The organism is Mesorhizobium sp. M8A.F.Ca.ET.165.01.1.1 (assembly GCF_004792065.1).
In the GTDB taxonomy this organism is placed as follows: domain Bacteria; phylum Pseudomonadota; class Alphaproteobacteria; order Rhizobiales; family Rhizobiaceae; genus Mesorhizobium.
In genome coordinates this window covers 132,912-152,828 of the sequence record NZ_SRTH01000012.1, presented here as the reverse complement: position 1 = coordinate 152,828, position 19,917 = coordinate 132,912, and the positions used below count along the sequence as shown (strand labels likewise).

Here is a 19,917-nt window from a genome sequence, read left to right as displayed (position 1 = left end):
CTCCTATCTGTCCAACACGGCGCGGATGGTTTCCATCGCGGTCACCAGCCGTCGCGAGACTTCCTTGTTGGCGTCTTCCAGCCGTTCGGCGCGCGCTTCGGAATTGTCGAGCTCCTGCGCCAGCCGGGAGCGATCGGCATTCATCCGCTGCACTTCGGCCTCGGCTTCCGAATAGTCTCGTTCATGCTCGAGCTTGGCCGCGACGGCATTTTCCAGCCCCTCGATGGCCTTGCTCAGCCTGGCGATTACTTCCTTGAGCGTGGTTTCCCCGGTCATGGCCTTCGTCCTGTGCCCTGCCCATCACCGAATCGTTCGCGTTCAGAACGCGTTATGTCAGAAACATTAGGCACCGGGTGAAGGCAACGTCAACAAAGCTCTCGCGACTGTCCCCCGCTAACGCTAATGTAGGCCCGCCGACGGCATCACAAGACCGGCAAATCTGCACCCGATTTGTTGACTAAAAGCCCGCGCCTGCTATGTGTCGCGCACCCTTTTCAAGGGCTCTCCCAAGCCCTCAAACCCCCACCTCGGAGGAACCATGACGTCGCGTGAACAACATGACCGGATGGCCAATGCGATCCGTTTTCTCTCCATGGACGCCGTCGAGAAGGCGAATTCCGGCCATCCCGGCCTGCCCATGGGCTGCGCCGACATCGCCACGGTGCTGTTCACCCGCTTCCTGAAATACGACCCCAAGGCCCCGCACTGGGCCGACCGTGACCGCTTCATCCTGTCGGCCGGCCATGGCTCGATGCTGCTCTACTCGTTGCTGCATCTGACAGGCTACGAAGACATGACCATCGACCAGATCAAGCACTTCCGCCAGTTGGGTTCGAAAACGGCGGGCCATCCCGAATACGGCCATGCCACCGGCATCGAGACCACGACCGGCCCGCTCGGCCAGGGCCTCGCCAATTCGGTCGGCTTCGCGCTCGGCGAGCGCATCATGAACGCCGCCTTCGGCAATGACCTCGTCGACCACTACACCTATGTGCTGGCCGGCGACGGCTGCCTGATGGAAGGTGTGTCCCAGGAAGCCATCGCGCTTGCCGGTCACCTCAAGCTCAACAAGCTGATCGTCTTCTGGGACAACAACAACATCTCGATCGATGGCCCGGTGTCGCTCGCCGACAACACCGACCAGGTCGCCCGCTTCCAGGCCTCCGGCTGGAACGCCAGCCATATCGACGGCACCGATCCGGAAGCGATCGCCTATGCCATCGAAGCCGCCCGCCATTCCGACAAGCCGACGATGATCGCCTGCAAGACGACCATCGGCTTCGGCGCCCCGACCAAGGCCGGCACCAACAAGGCGCACGGTTCGCCGCTCGGCGCCGACGAGATCGCGGGCGCGCGCAAGTTCTTCAACTGGGACTCGCCGCCTTTCGAGATTCCGGCCGACATCCTCGACGCCTGGCGTACCGCCGGCAAGGCCGGCGCCAAGCCGCGCACCGACTGGGAAGGCCGCCTCGCCAAGGCCGATCCGAAGCTGAAGGCCGAGTTCGAGCGCCGCCTCGCCGGCAAGCTGCCAGGCAATTTCGACGCCGTCATCGCCGACTACAAGAAGAAGCTCTCGGTCGACAAGCCGAAGGTCGCCACCCGCAAATCGTCGGAAATGGCGCTCGAAGTGATCAATGGCGCGGTGCCGGAGACCATTGGCGGCTCGGCGGATCTGACCGGCTCCAACAACACCAAGACCAGCCAGACCAAGAACATCACGCCGGACGACTACGGCCAGCGCTATGTCCACTACGGCATCCGCGAGCATGGCATGGCTGCCGCGATCAACGGCTTGACGCTGCATGGCGGTCTCATCGCCTATGGCGGCACCTTCATGTGCTTCTCCGACTATGCCCGCCCCTCGATGCGGCTTGCCTCGCTTATGGGCATTCGCTCGATCTTCGTCATGACCCATGATTCCATTGGTCTGGGCGAAGACGGCCCGACCCACCAGCCGGTCGAGCACCTGGCGGCCCTGCGCGCCATCCCGAACCACAATGTGTTCCGTCCGGCCGACGCCGTGGAAACCGCCGAATGCTGGCAGATCGCGCTCGAATCCGAAAAGACGCCGTCGACCCTGGCGCTGACCCGGCAGAACCTGCCGACCGTGCGCACCGAGTTCACCGAAAGGAACCTGAGCAGCCAGGGCGCCTATGAACTCGCCGCCGCCAGCGGTGAAGCCGCGGTGACGATCTTCGCCTCCGGCTCCGAGGTTGAGATCGCGCTCGGCGCCCGCGACCTTCTGGAAAAGCATGGCCACCCGACCCGTGTCGTCTCGGTGCCCTGCTTCGAACTGTTCGACAAGCAGAGCGACGCCTATCGCAAGAAGACGATCGGCGACGCGCCGATCAAGATGGCGATCGAGGCCGGCATCCGCCAGGGCTGGGACCATCTCATCGGCTCCGACGGCATCTTCATCGGCATGACCGGCTTCGGCGCCTCCGGCACCATCGAGCAGCTCTATCCGCATTTCGGCATCACCGCCGATGCGGCTGCCAAGGCCGCTGAAGCCCGCCTTCACGGCAAGTGAGGCCCGGGCAGGTCGCCCAAAATTGCATCGCGGCGTTGGGAACGACATGCACCAAACAAAATCCGGCGAGATCGCGTGAAAAGCGGTTTCGCCGAACTGGCCTAACCTAATCGATTTAAATCCGGCCCGCTGCGGCTGGATTCTTCGCCCGTCCGCCGCTATGAAGCTGCGGACCAATCGCCTTCCAGCTCCCAGGGAGAGAACAATGACCGTCAGAGTTGCCATCAACGGATTTGGCCGCATCGGCCGCAACATCCTGCGCGCCATCCATGAGTCCGGCCGCAAGGACATCGAGGTCGTCGCCGTCAATGATCTCGGCCCGGTCGAGACCAATGCCCACCTGCTGCGCTTTGACAGCGTGCACGGCCGCTTCCCCCATGAAGTGTCGGTCGACGGCGACCAGATCACCGTCGGCAAGGAGAAGTTCAAGGTCACGGCGATCAAGGACCCGACACAGTTGCCGTGGAAGGAACTCGGCGTCGACATCGCGCTCGAATGCACCGGCATCTTCACCGCCCGCGACAAGGCCGCCGCGCACCTGACCGCCGGCGCCAAGCGCGTGCTGGTCTCGGCTCCCGCCGACGGCGCCGACCTCACCGTCGTCTACGGCATCAATCACGACAAGCTGACCAAGGACCACATCGTCATCTCGAATGCGTCCTGCACCACCAACTGCCTGGCGCCGCTTGCGGCCGTCCTGCATGAAACGGTCGGCATCGAAAAGGGCATGATGACGACGATCCATTCCTATACGGGCGACCAGCCGACGCTGGACACCATGCACAAGGATCTCTACCGCGCCCGCGCCGCCGCCCTGTCGCAGATCCCGACCTCGACCGGTGCCGCCAAGGCGATCGGCCTCGTGCTGCCCGATCTCAAGGGCAAGCTCGACGGGATCTCGATCCGCGTGCCGACGCCGAATGTCTCGGTCGTCGACTTCAAGTTCATCGCCAAGCGCGCGACCACGGTCCAGGAAATCAACGAAGCGGTCATCGCCGCCTCCAACGGCAAGCTGAAGGGCATCCTCGGCGTTACCCATCACCCGAACGTGTCGATCGACTTCAACCACGATCCGCGCTCCTCGATCATGGCGCTCGACCAGACCAAGGTGATGGACGGCAACTTCGTTTCGGTGCTGTCGTGGTACGACAATGAATGGGGCTTCTCCAACCGCATGGGCGACACCGCCGTGGCTTTCGGCAAGACCATCGCCTGATCGAGATCCGCTTTCCGACACTCGAAACGCCCGGCTTCGTCCGGGCGTTTTCGTTTGCCGGAGCAGCAACGCGAAAATCGGCGGCGCTGGGCAAAAAACCACCCTCCCGCCTTGCACTGGTCACGCCTTCGCCCCACTCTCCCGTAAAGCCAGCAGGCAGAGGAATTCGAGGGGCAAATCACGGATGGAGCATGCGATCTATCTCGTTACGCTGGTCGGCACGGCGCTTGTTGTCGCCGCCGCGTTTTCGAGCCTGATCGCCTTCCGCTTCGGCGCCCCCCTCCTGCTCCTGTTTCTGTGCATCGGGCTCGCCACCGGAACCGACGGCCTCGGCATCCAGTTCGACAACGCCCGTATCGCCTATTTTGCCGGCTCACTGGCGCTCGCCGTCATTCTGTTCGATTCCGGTTTCGGCACGCCGCTCAACGCCTTGCGGCAGGCGGCAGGACCGGCCCTGTCGCTGGCGACCTTCGGCGTGCTTCTTACCACCGGCCTGTTCGGCGCCGCCGCCTATTATCTGCTCGACCTCAGCTGGCTGGAATCCTTCCTGCTCGGTGCCGCCGTCGCCTCGACCGACGCGGCGGCGGTGTTCTTCCTGCTGCGCGCCGGCGAGATCAATCTGCGCGAGCGCGTGCGCTCCACGCTCGAGGTGGAATCGGGCACCAACGATCCGATCGCCATCTTCCTGACCATCACGCTGGTCGAGATCATCGCCGCCCACGCCAATCCCGAAGCCAATGTCCTGGTTACCAATCTGATCCTCGGCTTCCTCGTCAACATGGGCCTCGGCGCCATTGTCGGCGTGCTTGGCGGCCTCGCCATCGTACGCCTGGTCGATCGGCTCAACCTCGACCATGGCCTGCTGCCGATCTTCGTGCTGACCCTCTCGCTGATGGTCTTCGCTGCCGCCGGCGCAATTGGCGGCTCCGGCTTCCTGGCGGTCTATATCGCCGGGCTCATCGCCGGCAATTCCGATATCCGCGCCGTCACCATCCTGAAGCGCTTCCAGGACGGCATGTCGTGGCTGGCGCAGATCATCATGTTTCTCATCCTCGGCCTGTTCGCCACGCCCTCGCAATTTCCGGCGATCATGGTGCCTGCGATAGCGCTTGGCCTGTTCCTGATGTTCATTGCCAGACCTGTCGCCGTGTGGCTCTGCCTGATCCCATTCCGCCTGCCGCGTCCCGAAGTCGCCTTCGTCTCCTGGGTCGGCCTGCGCGGCGCCGTCTCGATCCTGCTCGCCATCACACCGCTGCTCGGCGGGCTGGAGAACGGCCGCACCATCTTCAACGCCGCCTTCATCATCGTTCTGGTGTCGCTGGTCATCCAGGGCTGGACGGTCGGCCCGCTGGCGCGGCGCCTCGGCCTGATCGTGCCGGCGCGGCTCGGACCGCTGGACAAGGTCGAACTGGAACTGCCTGGCTCCGCGCATCACGAGCTCCTTGCCTATCGCGTGGCGCCGGGCAGCCCGGTGGCGCGCGGCGAGCGCATCCCGCGCTGGGCCCGGCCCTCGCTGGTGCTGCGTGACGGCCGTTCGATGCGTTTCCAGGACATGGGCCGGCTCGCCGCCGGCGATCAGGTCTACATCTTCGTGCCCGACCGCTATCCGCGCCTGCTCGACAAGCTGTTTGCCAGCCGCGCCGTGGTCGACCCGGAGGATGCCGATTTCTTCGGTGCCTTCGCCGTCGATCCGGCGCGTTCCGCAGCCGAACTGGAAGCCGCCTATGCGCCCGGTCTCACCGAGGCCGAGCAGAAACAGACCGTCGGCGCGCTGGTCACAGCGCGGCTCGGCGGCCATGCCGAATATGCCGACCGCGTGCTGCTCGGCCCGATCGAACTGATCGTCAGGGATGTCGACGACAAGGGCAGGATCACGGGTCTGGGCCTCTCCTTCGAGCCGACCGCGCCGGTTGCGCGCGTGCCGGTCTTCCTCAGCGCCGGCGAGATGGGCGACCGTCTGAGCGCCTTTATCCGCAACTGGCGCAAGCCGGCCGAGGCGCAGGTGGCGGCACAAGCGGATGACACCCCTGAGCCGCCGGTCGAGAAGGCATCGGTCGAACGCTGACTCGGGCGACCGTTTGCACCGCCCCCACATACGCCGGAGTGGTATTCACGGACTATGTCCGCGCCGGTCTCAAAATTTCGCATCCGACCTCGGCCTAAGCCTTGCATCGCCGCCGATGCGGGGTATGGTCCCGGCGATTTTCAGACGAAAGGGACCGGCATGGCTGCCTTCAAGACACTGGACGACATCGGCAACATAAGCGGCAAGCGCGTGCTGGTGCGCGTCGACCTCAACGTTCCCGTCGCCGACGGCAAGGTCACCGACGCCACCCGCATCGAGCGCATCGCGCCGACCATCGCCGAATTGTCCGGCAAGGGTGCCAAGGTCATCCTGCTCGCCCATTTCGGCCGGCCCAAGGATGGCCCCTCGGCCGAATTCTCGCTGGAGCCGATCGCCAGGGCCACCGCGCAGGTGCTCGGCCGCCCCGTCGGCTTCGCCTCCGATTGCGTCGGCGACACGGCGGGCAGCGCTGTCGCCGCCATGGACAAGGGCGACGTGCTGCTGCTCGAAAACACCCGCTTCTACAAGGCCGAGGAGAAGAACGATCCCGCCTTTGCCGAACGGCTCGCCGCCAATGGCGACATCTTCGTCAACGACGCCTTTTCGGCGGCCCACCGGGCGCACGCCTCGACGGAAGGGCTGGCGCGCCTGCTGCCATCCTTTGCCGGCCGCACCATGCAGGCCGAACTTGAGGCGCTGGAGAAGGGCTTGGGCAATCCGGTGCGTCCGGTCGTCGCCATCGTCGGTGGCGCCAAGGTCTCGACCAAGATCGACCTGTTGATGAACCTGGTGAAGAAGGTCGACGCGCTGGTTATCGGGGGCGGCATGGCCAACACCTTCCTCGCCGCGCGCGGCACCGATGTCGGCAAGTCGCTTTGCGAGCATGACCTGGCCCCGACCGCCAAGCAGATCATGATCGAGGCCGCCGAAGCCGGCTGCGCCATCATCCTGCCGGTCGACGGTGTCGTCGCCAAGCAGTTCAAGGCGGGCGCCGCCTGCGAGACCGTCGCCATCTCCGACGTGCCAGCCGATGGAATGATCCTCGACGTCGGCGCCAAGACCGTGACGACAATCGGCGAATGGATCGACCGCGCGGCGACGCTGGTCTGGAACGGTCCGCTCGGCGCCTTCGAGATCGAGCCGTTCGATTACGCCACGGTGGCGGCGGCCAAGCATGCGGCCGCGCGCACAAAGGCCGGCAAGCTGGTTTCGGTCGCCGGTGGCGGCGATACGGTGGCGGCGCTCAACCATGCCGGTGTCGCCGACGACTTCACCTATGTCTCGACCGCCGGCGGCGCCTTCCTGGAGTGGATGGAAGGCAAGCCGTTGCCCGGCGTCGACGTGCTGAAGCGCTGAAGCGTTCGGCGGCTCCCCGGCAATCCGATCAACTCGAAGGGAGCCGGCGGCGGCGCCGGCGACTTTCAATCGATTCGAGCTTTCCGGCGTCATTCCTTTGGCGGTAGTGTTCTGCTAGGCGCAGATCAACCGGTTCAGGAGAAGCAGAATGAGCGAACGTCTCGAAGACATTGCCGCCGCGATCGTGGCCAACGGCAAGGGCCTTTTGGCCGCCGACGAAAGCTCCGGCACCATCAAGAAGCGCTTCGACGTCATCGGCGTCGAATCGACCGCCGACAGTCGCCGCGACTATCGCGAGATGATGTTCCGCGCCAAGGACGCGATGACCAGGTACATTTCCGGCGTCATCCTCTATGACGAGACCATCCGCCAGAAGGCCGCCGACGGCACGCCTCTGGTCGACATCATCAAGGCATCAGGCGCCATTCCCGGCATCAAGGTGGATGCTGGCGCCAAGCCGCTGGCCGGCTTTCCCGGCGACACCGTCACCGAAGGCCTCGACGGCCTGCGCGAACGGCTTGCCGACTATTACAAGCTCGGCGCCCGCTTCGCCAAATGGCGCGCGGTGATCGACATCGACACCGCCAGGGGCGTCCCCTCGGCCACCTCGATCGGCGCGAACACCCATGCGCTCGCCCGCTATGCCGCCCTTTGCCAGGAAGCCGGCATCGTGCCGATCGTCGAGCCTGAAGTGCTGATGGACGGCGCCCACGACATCGGCACCTGTTACGAAGTTTCCAAGACGACGCTGACAAGGCTCTACGACGAGCTCTACGCGGCCCGCGTCGTGCTTGAAGGCACGATCCTGAAGCCGAACATGGTCCTGTCGGGCAAGAAGTCGGGCACCGTGGACAGTCCCGAGCAAGTCGCCGAAAAGACCATAAAGCTGTTCCGCGAGACGGTGCCGGCGGCGGTACCGGGCATAGCCTTCCTCTCCGGCGGCCAGGAGGACGAGGAGGCGACCGCCAACCTCAACGCCATCAACGCCATCGGCCCGCACCCGTGGAAGCTGACCTTCTCCTACGGCCGCGCGCTGCAGGCGGCGCCGCAGAAGGCCTGGAGCGGCAAGGCGTCCAACATCGCCGCCGGTCAGGCCGCCTTCACCCACCGCGCCCACATGAACCATCTGGCCGCACTCGGCAAATGGAAGGCGAGCCTGGAACAGGCTGCCTGAAGACCCCCTGCTATCCCTTCCCTTCAAACCCAGGCCGACGTGCCCGGGTTTTTGTTTTGGCGCGCCGGCCTTGGGGCAAGGCATTCGCATTCTTATTTCCTCTGGGCATTCCTGGCAGCGGCGATGTCGGCTCGCGCCCATCCCGTACGTCCTTGGGGTGCAGACAGGGAGAAGTTCATGCATCGCAACAGGGTCGTTTCGCGCGAAGACTGGTTCGAGGCCCATAAGGCACATCTAAACCGCGAGAAGGAACTGACGCGGTTACGCGAACGCGTTGCGGCCGAGCGGCGGAAGCTACCCTGGCTGAAGGTGCGGAAGGATTATGTCTTCGAGGCGGAACACGGACCGAAGAAACTGGCCGATCTCTTCGCCGGCCGCAGCCAGCTGATCGTCTACCACTTCGTGTTCGCGCCGGGCTCGACGCATCACTGCGAAAGCTGTGCCTTCGTCGCCGATCACATCGACGGCGCCAACCAGCATCTCAGGCATCATGACGTGTCGCTTGTCGTGATCGCGCGCGCGCCGCTCGCCGAGTTGCTGCCTTACAAGCAGCGCATGGGATGGAAATTCGACTGGGTGTCCTCCTACGCCTCGGATTTCAACTTCGACATGCAGGTCTCCTTCACCGACAGGCAGATCGCCTCCGGCGAAGCCGTCTATAATTTCGAAACGCCCGTGTCGACATCGAAGGACCTGCCTGGCACCACTGTCTTCTACAGGGAGGAAGCCGGTGACATCTTCCTGACCTTCATGTCGCGCGCCCGTGGCAGCGAGCAGTTCATCGGCGCCTATCAATATCTCGACATGGCGCCGAAAGGCCGCGGCGAGACCGGCCCCTATGGCACTTCGATGGACTGGGTGCGGTTGCACGACGACTATGGAAACAGGTCGCGGCAGGACGACGCTTGCCCCTAGGGCAATTTCAGAAAAAGCGTGAAACGGTTTCCCGTCCGGAATTGCGCCAAAACAAAGGGCATCGGCCGATGAGGCGGGGATCCGTTCACGCCGATCAAAACATGCGCTAAGGCTGCCTCGTCTTTTCACGGTATTGCCATGCGTTTCCCGACCATCCTCACCTGGCTCGCCTTCCCGGTCTATGTCTGGCAGGGGTTGGGCGTGCGCCGCCGCACCTCGCGCATGCTGCCGGCGCAAGGCCCGGTCATGCACGAGATCTCGGGCAAGGCCCCGGTGATCTCGCTGCTGGTCCTGGGCGATTCCTCCGCCGCGTCGGTCGGCATCGGCAATTCCGAAAACGGCCTTGCCGCGCAGCTCGCCGTGATGATTGCGCAGCGCACGGGCAGCGCTGTGCGCTGGCGTGCCGCCGGCTTCAATTCGGCGACATCTGGCCAGATCCGCGACCATGTCCTGCCCAACCTGTCGGCCGATCCGTGGACGCATATCGTGCTCGCCATCGGCACCAACGACACCAAGAATTTTCATTCCGTGCCGCGCTTCAAGAAGGAGTTCGGCGGCCTGCTCTACGCGCTGCGCGCCAAATGGCCGGAGGCGCGCGTGGTATGGTCGCCGGTGCTGGAGTTCACGCGCGCGCCGGCCATGCCGTCGCTGCTCGGCAAGATCCTCGAGGTCCGCGCCACCGCGATGAACCGGATGGGCGAACGCCTCTGCCTGGAACGCGGCGCGGTGCCAGCGCCGCGCCTGCCGATCACCAACCCTGAAGCCGGTTTTGCCTCCGACGGGTTCCATGCCTCGGAGGCCGGCTACCGGGCCTGGGCGGGACATCTCGTCGACCCTGTGCTTGGCGACTGAATATCTATGGCCAGGCGGCGTGACAGCTTAGGTCAAATGCCCGAGCACGGCCGCCAGCGAAATCGCCGCCATCGCGAGAAGCGCCAATTTCCAGAAATCGCCGCGTCGCCTGAGCCCGGGCCAACCGAGCGGCTTGATGAGCTGGATCACCATGAACCCGACGATGACAAGGGCGAGGAGTTTCGTCATGCCGCCTTTGACCAGCAACGCCGTCACCTGTCAAAGCGGTTTCGCTCGGTCTCCGGGAAAGAAAGACGACGCGATCCAGAACCGGAACGCGGCGCCCGCACCTAACCGCGCAACGATCTACTTCAGCGGCTTGAGGCCAGCCTCGATCGAAGCGCGTTTTGCCTCCAGGAACGGCGGCAGGGCAAGGCTTTCGCCGAGCGTTTCCAGCGGCTCGTCGGCGGTGAACCCCGGCCCGTCGGTGGCGATCTCGAACAGGATGCCGTTCGGCTCACGGAAATAGAGCGAGCGGAAGTAGTAACGCTCGACCTCGCCGCTCGACGGCAGCCGGAATTCGGCAAGGCGCGCCGTCCAATGATGCAACGTCTCCTGGTCCGGCGCCCTGAAGGCAACGTGGTGAACCGCACCGGCGCCTTGCCTTGCGGGTGCCAGCCCCGGCTGCACGGCGACATGAAGCTCCGCCGCCGGCCCGCCCGCGCCCATTTCGAACACGTGGACCTGGCCCTCGCCGTCCGGCGAGGCATAGTCGCGTACCTTGCGCATGTTCATCACCCTGGTCAGCACCGCCTCGGTGTTGGTGATGTCGGGAACACTGATGACGATCGGCCCGAGCCCGCGGATCTGATGTTCGGCCGGCACCGGGCTTTGCGCCCAGGGATGGCTGCCGCCCTTTCCGTCATCGCTGACGAGCCGCAGGCGCTGGCCTTCGGGGTCCTCGAAATCCAGCGACTTGTAGCCGCCGATATCGACAATCTCTCCTGTCACGATGCCTTCGCTGGCAAGGTGCTGCTTCCACCAGGCAAGGCTCTCCTGGCTGCCGACCCTGAGGCTGGTTCGCGCGATGCTGTGCGTGCCACGCCGTTCGCGGCCGACCGGCCAGTCGAAGAAGGTCAGGTCCGTACCCGGTGTTGCCTCGCCGTCGGCATAAAAGAGATGGTAGGCCGAGGTATCGTCCTGGTTCACCGTTTTCTTGACGAGCCGCAGGCCCAGCACCTTCGTGTAAAAGTGCAGATTGCCGGGCGCATTGGCGGTGATGGCGGTCAGATGGTGAATTCCTGTCAGTTGCATGCTCATGGTCGTCTCCCTGTTTTTGGGGAAGAATTTTCTCCTTTCATATCAGAACTCCGGTCGTCCCGCTTAAGGCCGCCTGTCCCGACGGTTTGTCGCCAGGCGATGAACAATACGGCCAGATTGGCTGATCTTGGTGAACGACCCGCACCCGCAGGACCTGCCATGACGAGAACGGAACTGTCGCGATACGACCTGCCATCCTCCTGACAGACTGCTGTCAGGAGGGGTATGCGATACTGCCTCCAGTTAGAGAGAGGAGATTGGTCATGAACGGTTTTACCATTCTGCGTGGCATGCAGCACTATGTCGGCAAGATCCGCACGATGCGCAACGAGATCCGCACGCAGCGGTTCATGAACGCGCTGCCCGCCGACATTCGCAAGGATATCGGCTGGCCCGACATGTATGCCGAGCGTCGCCATCACGGCAATTGAGCAGAATTTTCAAGCCAGCGGTTGGAGGCTGACACGTCAGCACCCAGATATCAGGTCCGGCGCGAGGGATGGAGCGAGCTCATGCCCGAGAACAAGACAATCGGCTTCCTTTTCATCGAGGGCTTTGCCGACTGGGAATATGGGTTGCTGGCGGCCTCGGCGGTCGAGTGGTGCGGCGCTCGCGCCGTGTCGCTGACGCCGGGAGGCAAGCCGGTGACCGGAATCAGCGGTTTTCGCCTGACACCGGACGGTTCGGCGGACGCCGATGACAATATCGATCTCGATGCCGTGGCCGTCATCGGTTCCGACCAGTGGGCGGGCAAGGCGCCGCCGGATGCTTCCGAACTGCTGACGGCCGTCGCGGCGCGCGGCGGTGTCGTTGGCGGCATTTGTGCCGGGACGCTGGCGCTGGCCCGAGCCGGCATGTTCGAGAAGGCCAGGCATACCAGCAATGGCCGAGACTGGATCAACCGCCACGAAGCCGGCTATGCCGGCGATGGCAATTATCAGGACGTGCCGCATGCCGTGGCCGACGGCAGGATCGTTTCCGCGCCGGGCTCTGCGCCCGGCACCTTCGCCCTTGCCTTTCTACAAACGCTCTATCCCGAAAAAGGCAGCGATCTCGCGCAGATGCGGACGCTGTTCGCCAAAGAGTATGCTGAAGCCTCCTGACAGTATGCTGTCAGGAGGCGCGTGCGATGGTGACTGATGCGCATGGCCGGCCGAGAGGACGATCGATGAAAAGCTGGAACGACAGGCTGAACACGCCTGGCATCAACGGCGTGAAACCAACGCCGCGCACGATGGGAGACGTCGTCGAGGGCCAGCCCATGCTGGTGCCAACCGCGCGCCAGGTCGATGATTTCATCCGCTCGATTGCTGAAGGTGTCGAGATGGACGTTCGCGCGTTGCGCACCGCGCTCGCCATCGAGCACGGCGCCGAAGTGACATGCCCGGTCACCATAGGCTATCATCTGCGCACGGTCGCCGAGGCGGCCAAGGAGGATCTCGAGCGCGGCATGACGCTCAGCGACGTCGCTCCCTTCTGGCGCGTGCTTGATGCGAAGACGCCGACAACGAGGAAACTGTCCTTCGGCGCGGAATTCGTTGCCGCGCAGCGTAAGCGCGAAGGGCTGAAACCGTAATGCATGTCACGTGGAAGTGGATCCGGTCCGGGAGCCACGGCATGCATGGGAAAGACACTGGGGAAGCAAACGATGCGCCGCGCCGACAGGCTCTTTCAGATCGTGCAGCATCTGCGTGGTGGCCGCCTGGTCACCGCCCAGAAGCTCGGCACATGGCTCGAGGTTTCCGAGCGAACCATCTATCGCGACATAGCCGACCTGCAGTCGACCGGGGTGCCGATCGACGGCGAGGCTGGCGTTGGCTACATGATGAGGGAGGGTTTCGACCTTCCGCCGCTGATGTTCACGCGTGACGAGATCGTGGCGCTGGTTGCCGGCGCCCGCATGGTGCGCGCCTTTGGCGGCGCTGCCATGGCGCGCGCCGCCGACGAGGCGCTGGTCAAGATCGGTGCCGTACTGCCCGATGCCGAAAAGGATCGCATCGCCCGCACCGAGATCCACACGCCGATGTGGGTGGTCAGCGACGCCGCCCGCGAGGCGATCGACCTGATCGAGCGCGCGGTCGAAAAACGCCAGGTGCTGACCATCGACTACTCGGACGAAGCCGGTCGCGGTACCGCGCGCGATATCAGGCCGCTCGGCCTATGGTTCTGGGGCAAGGTTTGGACGCTGGTCGCCTGGTGCGAGATGCGTGATGATTTTCGCGCTTTCCGCATCGACCGCATCGCCTCGGTGGTCATCGCCGGCCGCATCTTCAAGCCGGAACGCGGCAAGCAGCTCGCCGATTTCTACCGGGCGGTGGAGCGCAGCGAGGACTACGGCATGGCGCCCGACCGCGCGGCGCGAAGCTGAGATTTGCCCGACCGCACAAAAAAGCCCGCTCGAAGCGGGCTTTTTTGTCGAATTGGCGAAAAGCCTATTCTTCGTCGTCCGTATCGGTGTCCTTCGACTTCAGCGCTGACAGCTTGGCGAAGACGGCGTTGGCGTCGAGCTCGGCGTCCTCGTCCTTCGGCTTCTCCGGCGCCGGCACCAGCCGCTCGGTCAATGCCGCCGGCAGCAGCGTATCGCCGACCGGCTGCGCCTGTTCGCGGCCACGCGAGGCGCGGTTGACCTCCATGTCGAGGTCGATCTGCGAGGCGAGACCCAGCGTCACCGGGTCCATCGGCTGCAGATTGGCCGAGTTCCAGTGCTTGCGTTCGCGGATCTGCTCGATCGTCGACTTGGTGGTGCCGACAAGGCGCGAAATCTGCGCGTCCTTGAGTTCGGGATGGTTGCGCACCAGCCACAGAATGGCGTTCGGCCGATCCTGGCGCTTCGACAGCGGCGTGTAGCGCGGACCCTTGCGCTTGGATTCCGGCACCCGCACCTTGGGGTCGGAAAGCTTGAGGCGCTGGTTCGGGTCTTTCTCGGCGCGCGCGATCTCGTCGCGGGTCAGCTGGCCGGTCATGATCGGATCCATGCCCTTGATGCCTTGCGCCGATTCGCCGTCGGCGATCGCCTTGACCTCGAGCGGATGCAGCCCGCAGAACTGCGCGATCTGCTCGAAGGAAAGCGCGGTGTTGTCGACCAGCCAGACGGCGGTCGCCTTGGGCATCAGCAGCGTATTGGCCATTGCAAAAATCCTTCTCGTTCGCCCGCGTTCCCGCGCGGGCGGTGGTTTAGAGCCACCAAAATGGGAAATTCGGGGCCTGTATAACCGTTCCCTGGCCGCTTCGCAATGTTTTTGGAAAAGCCCGCCGAAAACCGCGAACCGGCGGTTACCGGAACGGCTCCGTGCCCTTGAGCAGCGCGACAAGCTGGCTCTGTTGGCGCGTTCCGGTCTTGGCGAATATCCGTTCGAGATAGGTTCGCCCGGTCTTAACGGTGATGTTGGCGCTCGCCGCCGCCTCCGTCAGGGTTCGCCCTTGCGAAAGTGCCGAGGCCAGGCGCGCCTCGGCCGGCGTCAGGTCGAACAGTCCGGCAAGCAGTGTTGGCGATGGCACCATGGAACTGGCGTTCACCGCCGTCGCCGCGACCAGGATGTCGGCGCCCGAGAATATCTCGTGGGCGGAGCGGCGCAGCGGCAGGACATGAAGGATCAGTGGCGACCTGTCGGCGGCGGCCGGAACAGGGATGGACCGGACCGAGGGTTCGGCGTCCCCCCGCGCAGCGACGACGGCCTGCTGAAACAGGCGATTGGCATCCGCATCGACGATTGCCATGCCGCCAAAGGCGACCGGCAGGAAGATAGAGCCCATGCTCTCGAACAGCTGATTGGCGGCGAGCACATGCCCCCTCGATGAGAGAATGGCCGCCGGCAGCCCCATGGCCGTCATGGCGGCAACGGTTCCCTTGGCCCGCTCCAGGCCAAGCCGTCCGGCGATCAGGCTGGCGCGCGCCATGGCCGGCCGCAAACCGTCGAGAATGTCGAAGCTCCCGGCGTCGTAGCGGCCCTCGCCAAGCCTTCGCTGGAAGACGAAGATGGCCAGTTCGCCGCTCGGCATCGGGATGGCGGTACAGGTATGCGCGCCAATCCCGAGCGCGCGCAGGCGGACCCGGATGGGATCGTTCTCGATTTCCTCGGCTGTCAGGAAACTCTCGACATCGACGAAACTCGCCGGCTGCACCGCGCACATGCGTGAGACCGCCGTGGAGAACTGCAGCGTATCGCCCAGAAGGAATTCGCTCAGCAAGTCCTGCAGCAACGGCACCGTCCTTCCGCGCACCGGCTGCTCGTCGGCAAACAGGAACACGGCGCCGCCCACCGAGTCCGAGGCGCTATTTATGCCTTCCAGTACCTCCGGCCATAGGTCCGGAACGAAAGCAGCCTCGTAGATCTTGTCGGTAAGATCATCCAACATGAGCGTGGAAGCCTTCGTCGATGCCTGCCCTGCCAGCCACGCGCTCACGCGGCAACCGGTCCCCATTCGTCAAGATGCCATGCTGAAAACAGAGGTCAAGCCGCCTGGTGCTTGACACGGGTGACGGTGGCTCACGCCGACTGGCCCCCCAAAAGACAAAACCCGCCGGACAGGGTCCAGCGGGTTCGGAACCGGCGACGAACAAGGCGTCTGCGTCGGCTCTGCATTGCGACCCTGCCTTGCGGCGGGGTCGCGCTTGCAATCAGATCGCCTGACGGGCGATCCTTTCGATGTCGGCGCGGTTGATGCCGAGGTCGCTGAGCTGACGTGCGTTGAGGCGGTTCAATTCGCGAACGGTCTCGTTGTACATGCGCCAGTTACGGAAAGCGCGGATCGGGTTCATGGTAGTCCTCCTGAATTGGGTTCGTTTCGATGATGCTCAAATAGTGATCATCGATGAGGACTTGAACGGCTGATTTTGCATAGCAATGATGCAAATGCTGCATTGCACCATTAAGCTTCTGTTCATCTTGCAGGCAGGGCGCGCACCGGGGGACGGTGTCGAGATTTTAGGTGATATGGGCCTAGCCGACGTCGAGCACGATCTTGCCGATATGATCCCCCTCCTCCATTCGCTCATGCGCGCGCCAGGCATCGGTGAGCGGGTAGATCATGTCCATGACCGGCGCCACCTTTCGCGTGCCCAGCAGCGGCCACACCTGCGCCTCCAACGCGGCCGCGATCGCTGCCTTGAATTCCACGGTGCGCGGCCTCAGCGTCGAACCCGTATGGGTCAGCCGCTTGACCATGATCTTGGAAAAGTCGGCGCTCGCCACGGCACCTGCCTGGACGGCGATCTGCACGACGCGGCCTTCGATCGCGGCGGCCTCGTAGTTGCGCTGGACATAGTCGCCGCCGACCATGTCGAGGATGACGTTGGCGCCCCGGCCTTCGGTCGCCTCCTTGACCGCGGCGACGAAATCCTGCTCGTGGTAATTGATCGCGCGGTCGGCGCCGATTTTCAGGCAGGCGTCGCATTTCTCTTTGCTGCCAGCAGTGGTGATGACATAGGCGCCGAAGGCCGAGGCGAGCTGGATCGCCGTGGTGCCGATGCCGGACGAGCCGCCATGCACCAGCAGCGTCTCACCCTTCTTCAGGCCGCCGCGCTCGAAGACATTGTGCCAGACGGTGAAGTAGTTCTCCGGCACCGCCGCCGCTTCGGTATGGGTGAAGCCCGCCGGCAGCGGCAAAACGCTGCCTGCGTGAACCCTTACATATTCGGCGTAGGCGCCGCCGGGCGTGAGCGCGCAGACCCGGTCGCCGATGCGCCAGCGCGATATCTCGTCGCCAAGCGCCGCCACCTCGCCCGACGCTTCGAGGCCGGGCAGGTCCGATGCGCCGGGGGGTGGCGGATAGGCGCCCTTGCGTTGCTGGACGTCGGGCCGGTTGACGCCGGCGGCATGCACCTTGATCAGGATTTCTCCGGGGCCGGGCAGCGGCACGTCGCGCGTTTCCGGCTTCAGCACCCGGGGCCCGCCCGGTTCCGAAATCGCGATCGCCGTCATCCGTGCCGGAATTTTCTGTCCGCTCGCCATGAAGTTTCCCGTCTTTCCTAGCCGGCTTTTACCGGCTGTTTGCATCGATGCCCCTGCCCTATGTATGCTGATTGCCAAATCAGGCAAATGGCCAATCTGGTCTGGCGTAGGAGGAGCGACGATGGCGATCTTCGACGACGAACCCAAGAAGAAGGCACGCCCGCACGAGATCGGGCAAGACCTGTCGCTGCTTTCCGTCGGTGAACTGTCCGAGCGCATCGGCATCCTGCGCGACGAGATCGCCCGGCTGGAGGCCGAACTCAAGACCAAGGACAACACCAAGTCGGCGGCCGAGGCGCTGTTCCGCCGCGGATAATTCGCTGAGGTAACCGTTCGCCGCCGAAAAGCCCGAATGCGACTGTCTTCAAACCTGCGCCCCTCCCAGCCCTCAGCCGGATCAAAAAATGCTCGCAGCCTACAGACCGATCCTTTCCCTGCTCCGCGGCACCGCCTTCCTTCTGGCGGCATCGGGACTGCACGGGCTGCTGTTGCCCCTGCGCGGCCAGTTGGAAGGGTTCTCGACCGCTTCGCTCGGCCTGATGGGCACGGCCTGGGCCGGCGGCTTCGTCACCGGCTGTTTCTTTGCGCCGCGCATCGTGCGCCGTGCCGGGCATGTGCGCGCCTTCGGCGCCTTTGCCGCGTCCGGCGCCATCGTGGCGCTGCTGACGGGCCTGGTCATCGACGAATATGTCTGGATCCTGCTGCGTGCCTTCACCGGTTTCACCATGGCCGGCGCCTTCATGGTCATCGAGAGCTGGCTGAACGAGAAGGCGACCAACGAGAACCGTGGCACCGTCTTCGGCCTCTATATGATGGTCACCTATGCCTCGATCATGGGCGGACAGATGATCGTCGCCGGCGGCGACGTGAAATCGGCGTCGCTGTTCATGATCACCGGCATCCTGTTCTGCTTGTCGCTTCTGCCGACAGCGGTTTCGAGCGCTTCCCTCCCGAAGCCGCTGCAGGACGTCAAGCTCGACGTCAGGGGGCTCTACGCCAACTCGCCGGTGTCGGCGATCGCCTGCCTCTTGATCGGCATCGCCAACGGCGCCTGGGGCACGCTCGGCGCGGTCTACGGTGCCCGCATCGGCATCTCCACCGCCGAGATCGCCTTGATGATGAGCCTGGTGGTCGTCGCCGGTGCCGCCATGCAGCTTCCGGCCGGGCGTCTCTCCGACAAGACCGACCGCCGTTTCGTGCTGGCCGGTGCTGCCTTCGGCGCGGCGCTGTTTGCGCTTCTCATCTTCCTGTTCGAGCCGCGCTCAGCAGTCTTCGTCCTCGTCTTCACCGCCGCCTACGGCGCTTTCGCCTACACGCTCTATTCGATTGCCGTGGCGCATGCCAACGACCACGCCCGCTCCGAGGATTTCGTCAAGGTATCGGGTGGCCTGCTGCTGCTTTACGGCTTCGGCACCATGATCGGGCCGTTGCTGGCCGCCGCCCTGATGGGCTGGATGCGCCCGGAGGGCCTGTTCTTGGCGACCGCATTGGCGCATCTGTCCCTGGCGGGTTACACGCTGCTGCGCATCAGCCGCCGCGCTCCGGTGCCGATCGAGGATCGCGACGCCTTCAAGACGCAGCCGGCCGACCGTTCGGTGACCCCCGAAGCATTGCGGCTCGATCCGAGAAGAAAAGCAGAAGCAAACAGTTGAGATTTGAAAAACTTTGCCTCACAAATGAGGCATGATGTTTTCCGACGCCTTCATGGCGATCGCCGACCCCAATCGGCGCCATCTTCTGGAAGAACTTCGACGCGGTCCGAAGACCGTCAACGAATTGGCGTCCGGACTGCCAGTCTCCCGCCCGGCCGTATCACAGCATCTGAAAGTGTTGCTCGACGCCGGGCTGGTCAACGCCAAGGCTGAAGGCACGCGGCGTGTCTATACGGTGAGCAATGCCGGCTTCCTGAGACTCAACATCTGGCTCGATCAATTTTGGGAAGCCTGATCGTTTCTGCCTCCGGCACTTGAGCAACCCGGTCAGCATTGCGAATTCACGAAGGCGCCGAGCGCGTCGAGCAGTTCGCTCGTTCCATGCTCGCGCGTGGCTGAGGTGTCGTGGCCGTCGAAGAAGGCGCCCTGCTCCGTCATCACAAGCCGCGTGCCGCCGCTTTCCGCCACAAACTCGATCGTCGCCAGCGACACCGAAACGCGGGTTTCGCCGAACAGCAGCTCATAGCTGTAAACGATGCGCTCGTCCGGCACGATGTCCTGATAGACCGCGTTGAAGAAATGCATTTGCCCGTCGCTCGGGCAGCCGGCATTGACCTCCTTGCCGCCGACGCGGAAGTCCATTTCGTGCCGGGTGGGCACCGGGTCATGGGGATCGACGAACCAGCGCCGCTTGGCATCCGGGCTGCTGAATGCGGAGAAGACTTTCGCCGGTGCCACCGGATAGCTCCGCTCGACGACAAAGGTGGAATGGACAACGGATCGCTCAGTCATGAAACCTTCCTTGGTGGATTGAATTGCCCGGAACGTGACCCTGAAAACCGGAGGCCGGTCTTCGGGAGCATGCTTGAACCCATCACGGCGCGGTCTCCGGCCTGAAAGGCGGCGAAATAGCCGCGCACCAGTTCGGATTTGGTCTTCGACATGA

The 19,917-nt window shown here is 64.2% G+C and carries 23 protein-coding genes; 14 read left to right on the top strand and 9 right to left on the bottom strand.

The features are described 5' to 3' along the window. Positions 1-3: 3 nt before the first annotated feature. A complete protein-coding gene (locus tag EN808_RS26380; protein WP_015315371.1) occupies positions 4-276 on the bottom strand; it encodes a DUF4164 domain-containing protein in 273 nt (90 codons plus the stop codon). 262 nt (positions 277-538) lie between these two features. On the opposite strand from EN808_RS26380, the gene tkt reads away from it, so the two are divergent. The 7 genes from tkt (at position 539) to EN808_RS26345 (ending at position 10,108) form a co-directional block, all read left to right on the top strand. Further along, positions 539-2,530: a transketolase gene (gene tkt / locus EN808_RS26375; RefSeq protein ID WP_135917176.1), complete on the top strand. Its 1,992-nt coding sequence runs from the start codon at positions 539-541 to the stop codon at positions 2,528-2,530. 205 nt (positions 2,531-2,735) lie between these two features. Beyond that, positions 2,736-3,746 (top strand): type I glyceraldehyde-3-phosphate dehydrogenase, encoded by a 1,011-nt coding sequence (gap, locus tag EN808_RS26370; RefSeq protein WP_127277839.1) that lies wholly within the window; start codon positions 2,736-2,738, stop codon positions 3,744-3,746. A gap of 184 nt (positions 3,747-3,930) precedes the next feature. Continuing rightward, positions 3,931-5,811 (top strand): potassium/proton antiporter, encoded by a 1,881-nt coding sequence (locus EN808_RS26365; RefSeq protein ID WP_135863123.1) that lies wholly within the window; start codon positions 3,931-3,933, stop codon positions 5,809-5,811. A 159-nt stretch (positions 5,812-5,970) separates the two neighbouring features. Then, positions 5,971-7,167: a phosphoglycerate kinase gene (locus tag EN808_RS26360; protein ID WP_135917175.1), complete on the top strand. Its 1,197-nt coding sequence runs from the start codon at positions 5,971-5,973 to the stop codon at positions 7,165-7,167. 148 nt (positions 7,168-7,315) lie between these two features. Beyond that, positions 7,316-8,341 (top strand): class I fructose-bisphosphate aldolase, encoded by a 1,026-nt coding sequence (locus EN808_RS26355; RefSeq protein WP_135917174.1) that lies wholly within the window; start codon positions 7,316-7,318, stop codon positions 8,339-8,341. Positions 8,342-8,518: 177 nt separating this feature from the next. Further along, positions 8,519-9,256 carry a thioredoxin family protein gene (locus EN808_RS26350; protein ID WP_135917173.1) on the top strand — a complete coding sequence of 246 codons (738 nt, stop codon included), beginning with the start codon at positions 8,519-8,521 and terminating at the stop codon, positions 9,254-9,256. A 138-nt stretch (positions 9,257-9,394) separates the two neighbouring features. Beyond that, positions 9,395-10,108: an SGNH/GDSL hydrolase family protein gene (locus EN808_RS26345; protein ID WP_135917172.1), complete on the top strand. Its 714-nt coding sequence runs from the start codon at positions 9,395-9,397 to the stop codon at positions 10,106-10,108. Between the two features lie 27 nt (positions 10,109-10,135). Here EN808_RS26345 and EN808_RS26340 read toward each other — a convergent pair whose 3' ends face one another. Then, entirely contained in the window at positions 10,136-10,297 is a 162-nt protein-coding gene (locus EN808_RS26340) for a hypothetical protein (RefSeq protein WP_015315363.1), read from the bottom strand. 117 nt (positions 10,298-10,414) lie between these two features. Further along, positions 10,415-11,368, bottom strand: coding sequence for a ring-cleaving dioxygenase (locus EN808_RS26335; RefSeq protein ID WP_135917171.1), 954 nt, complete (start codon positions 11,366-11,368; stop codon positions 10,415-10,417). A gap of 263 nt (positions 11,369-11,631) precedes the next feature. Here EN808_RS26335 and EN808_RS26330 point away from each other — a divergent pair, with 263 nt between their 5' ends. From EN808_RS26330 to EN808_RS26315, 4 genes are all read left to right on the top strand, one after another. Further along, on the top strand, positions 11,632-11,799 hold the full coding sequence (locus tag EN808_RS26330) for a hypothetical protein (protein ID WP_015315361.1): 168 nt from the start codon (positions 11,632-11,634) through the stop codon (positions 11,797-11,799). 81 nt (positions 11,800-11,880) lie between these two features. Continuing rightward, a complete protein-coding gene (locus tag EN808_RS26325) occupies positions 11,881-12,471 on the top strand; it encodes a DJ-1/PfpI family protein (protein WP_135917170.1) in 591 nt (196 codons plus the stop codon). 65 nt (positions 12,472-12,536) lie between these two features. Next, complete coding sequence (locus EN808_RS26320; RefSeq protein WP_135917169.1) at positions 12,537-12,944, top strand: hypothetical protein; 408 nt, start codon at positions 12,537-12,539, stop codon at positions 12,942-12,944. 72 nt (positions 12,945-13,016) lie between these two features. Next, entirely contained in the window at positions 13,017-13,736 is a 720-nt protein-coding gene (locus EN808_RS26315; RefSeq protein ID WP_013529238.1) for a YafY family protein, read from the top strand. 64 nt (positions 13,737-13,800) lie between these two features. Here EN808_RS26315 and EN808_RS26310 read toward each other — a convergent pair whose 3' ends face one another. From EN808_RS26310 to EN808_RS26295, 4 genes are all read right to left on the bottom strand, one after another. Next, positions 13,801-14,496 carry a DUF1013 domain-containing protein gene (locus EN808_RS26310; RefSeq protein ID WP_015315358.1) on the bottom strand — a complete coding sequence of 232 codons (696 nt, stop codon included), beginning with the start codon at positions 14,494-14,496 and terminating at the stop codon, positions 13,801-13,803. 145 nt (positions 14,497-14,641) lie between these two features. After that, positions 14,642-15,724 carry a helix-turn-helix transcriptional regulator gene (locus EN808_RS26305; RefSeq protein ID WP_135917168.1) on the bottom strand — a complete coding sequence of 361 codons (1,083 nt, stop codon included), beginning with the start codon at positions 15,722-15,724 and terminating at the stop codon, positions 14,642-14,644. Positions 15,725-15,986: 262 nt separating this feature from the next. Next, entirely contained in the window at positions 15,987-16,127 is a 141-nt protein-coding gene (locus EN808_RS26300) for a DUF1127 domain-containing protein (RefSeq protein WP_064987068.1), read from the bottom strand. Positions 16,128-16,308: 181 nt separating this feature from the next. Further along, the gene (locus tag EN808_RS26295; RefSeq protein ID WP_135917167.1) at positions 16,309-17,319 is read right to left on the bottom strand and encodes an NAD(P)H-quinone oxidoreductase; all 1,011 of its coding nucleotides are present in this window, start codon (positions 17,317-17,319) and stop codon (positions 16,309-16,311) included. A 121-nt stretch (positions 17,320-17,440) separates the two neighbouring features. On the opposite strand from EN808_RS26295, the gene EN808_RS26290 reads away from it, so the two are divergent. The 3 genes from EN808_RS26290 to EN808_RS26280 all read left to right on the top strand — a co-directional run bounded on the left by EN808_RS26290 (position 17,441) and on the right by EN808_RS26280 (position 19,266). Further along, a complete protein-coding gene (locus EN808_RS26290) occupies positions 17,441-17,635 on the top strand; it encodes a DUF1192 domain-containing protein (RefSeq protein ID WP_027141877.1) in 195 nt (64 codons plus the stop codon). A gap of 88 nt (positions 17,636-17,723) precedes the next feature. Beyond that, on the top strand, positions 17,724-18,971 hold the full coding sequence (locus EN808_RS26285) for an MFS transporter (RefSeq protein ID WP_135882146.1): 1,248 nt from the start codon (positions 17,724-17,726) through the stop codon (positions 18,969-18,971). Between the two features lie 31 nt (positions 18,972-19,002). After that, positions 19,003-19,266, top strand: a complete 264-nt coding sequence (locus EN808_RS26280) for a metalloregulator ArsR/SmtB family transcription factor (protein WP_019861642.1) — start codon at positions 19,003-19,005, stop codon at positions 19,264-19,266. A gap of 32 nt (positions 19,267-19,298) precedes the next feature. Here the strand turns inward: EN808_RS26280 and EN808_RS26275 are convergent, their stop codons facing one another. Next, a complete protein-coding gene (locus EN808_RS26275; RefSeq protein ID WP_135917166.1) occupies positions 19,299-19,763 on the bottom strand; it encodes an SRPBCC family protein in 465 nt (154 codons plus the stop codon). Further along, complete coding sequence (locus tag EN808_RS36450) at positions 19,760-19,915, bottom strand: hypothetical protein (protein ID WP_189521848.1); 156 nt, start codon at positions 19,913-19,915, stop codon at positions 19,760-19,762. Before EN808_RS36450 ends, EN808_RS26275 begins: the two co-directional genes overlap by 4 nt. Between the last annotated feature and the right edge of the window lie 2 nt (positions 19,916-19,917).

What these genes read in the sequence shown, in the direction of transcription:
- EN808_RS26335 (WP_135917171.1), bottom strand. Translation starts at nt 11,368, where the DNA reads ATGAGCATGCAACTGACAGGAATTCACCATCTGACCGCCATCACCGCC.
- EN808_RS26325 (WP_135917170.1), top strand. Translation starts at nt 11,881, where the DNA reads ATGCCCGAGAACAAGACAATCGGCTTCCTTTTCATCGAGGGCTTTGCC.
- EN808_RS36450 (WP_189521848.1), bottom strand. Translation starts at nt 19,915, where the DNA reads ATGTCGAAGACCAAATCCGAACTGGTGCGCGGCTATTTCGCCGCCTTT.
- EN808_RS26365 (WP_135863123.1), top strand. Translation starts at nt 3,931, where the DNA reads ATGGAGCATGCGATCTATCTCGTTACGCTGGTCGGCACGGCGCTTGTT.
- EN808_RS26350 (WP_135917173.1), top strand. Translation starts at nt 8,519, where the DNA reads ATGCATCGCAACAGGGTCGTTTCGCGCGAAGACTGGTTCGAGGCCCAT.
- EN808_RS26345 (WP_135917172.1), top strand. Translation starts at nt 9,395, where the DNA reads ATGCGTTTCCCGACCATCCTCACCTGGCTCGCCTTCCCGGTCTATGTC.
- EN808_RS26300 (WP_064987068.1), bottom strand. Translation starts at nt 16,127, where the DNA reads ATGAACCCGATCCGCGCTTTCCGTAACTGGCGCATGTACAACGAGACC.
- EN808_RS26295 (WP_135917167.1), bottom strand. Translation starts at nt 17,319, where the DNA reads ATGGCGAGCGGACAGAAAATTCCGGCACGGATGACGGCGATCGCGATT.
- tkt (WP_135917176.1), top strand. Translation starts at nt 539, where the DNA reads ATGACGTCGCGTGAACAACATGACCGGATGGCCAATGCGATCCGTTTT.
- EN808_RS26355 (WP_135917174.1), top strand. Translation starts at nt 7,316, where the DNA reads ATGAGCGAACGTCTCGAAGACATTGCCGCCGCGATCGTGGCCAACGGC.
- gap (WP_127277839.1), top strand. Translation starts at nt 2,736, where the DNA reads ATGACCGTCAGAGTTGCCATCAACGGATTTGGCCGCATCGGCCGCAAC.
- EN808_RS26280 (WP_019861642.1), top strand. Translation starts at nt 19,003, where the DNA reads ATGATGTTTTCCGACGCCTTCATGGCGATCGCCGACCCCAATCGGCGC.
- EN808_RS26310 (WP_015315358.1), bottom strand. Translation starts at nt 14,496, where the DNA reads ATGGCCAATACGCTGCTGATGCCCAAGGCGACCGCCGTCTGGCTGGTC.
- EN808_RS26285 (WP_135882146.1), top strand. Translation starts at nt 17,724, where the DNA reads ATGCTCGCAGCCTACAGACCGATCCTTTCCCTGCTCCGCGGCACCGCC.
- EN808_RS26275 (WP_135917166.1), bottom strand. Translation starts at nt 19,763, where the DNA reads ATGACTGAGCGATCCGTTGTCCATTCCACCTTTGTCGTCGAGCGGAGC.
- EN808_RS26380 (WP_015315371.1), bottom strand. Translation starts at nt 276, where the DNA reads ATGACCGGGGAAACCACGCTCAAGGAAGTAATCGCCAGGCTGAGCAAG.
- EN808_RS26290 (WP_027141877.1), top strand. Translation starts at nt 17,441, where the DNA reads ATGGCGATCTTCGACGACGAACCCAAGAAGAAGGCACGCCCGCACGAG.
- EN808_RS26360 (WP_135917175.1), top strand. Translation starts at nt 5,971, where the DNA reads ATGGCTGCCTTCAAGACACTGGACGACATCGGCAACATAAGCGGCAAG.
- EN808_RS26320 (WP_135917169.1), top strand. Translation starts at nt 12,537, where the DNA reads ATGAAAAGCTGGAACGACAGGCTGAACACGCCTGGCATCAACGGCGTG.
- EN808_RS26305 (WP_135917168.1), bottom strand. Translation starts at nt 15,724, where the DNA reads ATGTTGGATGATCTTACCGACAAGATCTACGAGGCTGCTTTCGTTCCG.
- EN808_RS26340 (WP_015315363.1), bottom strand. Translation starts at nt 10,297, where the DNA reads ATGACGAAACTCCTCGCCCTTGTCATCGTCGGGTTCATGGTGATCCAG.
- EN808_RS26330 (WP_015315361.1), top strand. Translation starts at nt 11,632, where the DNA reads ATGAACGGTTTTACCATTCTGCGTGGCATGCAGCACTATGTCGGCAAG.
- EN808_RS26315 (WP_013529238.1), top strand. Translation starts at nt 13,017, where the DNA reads ATGCGCCGCGCCGACAGGCTCTTTCAGATCGTGCAGCATCTGCGTGGT.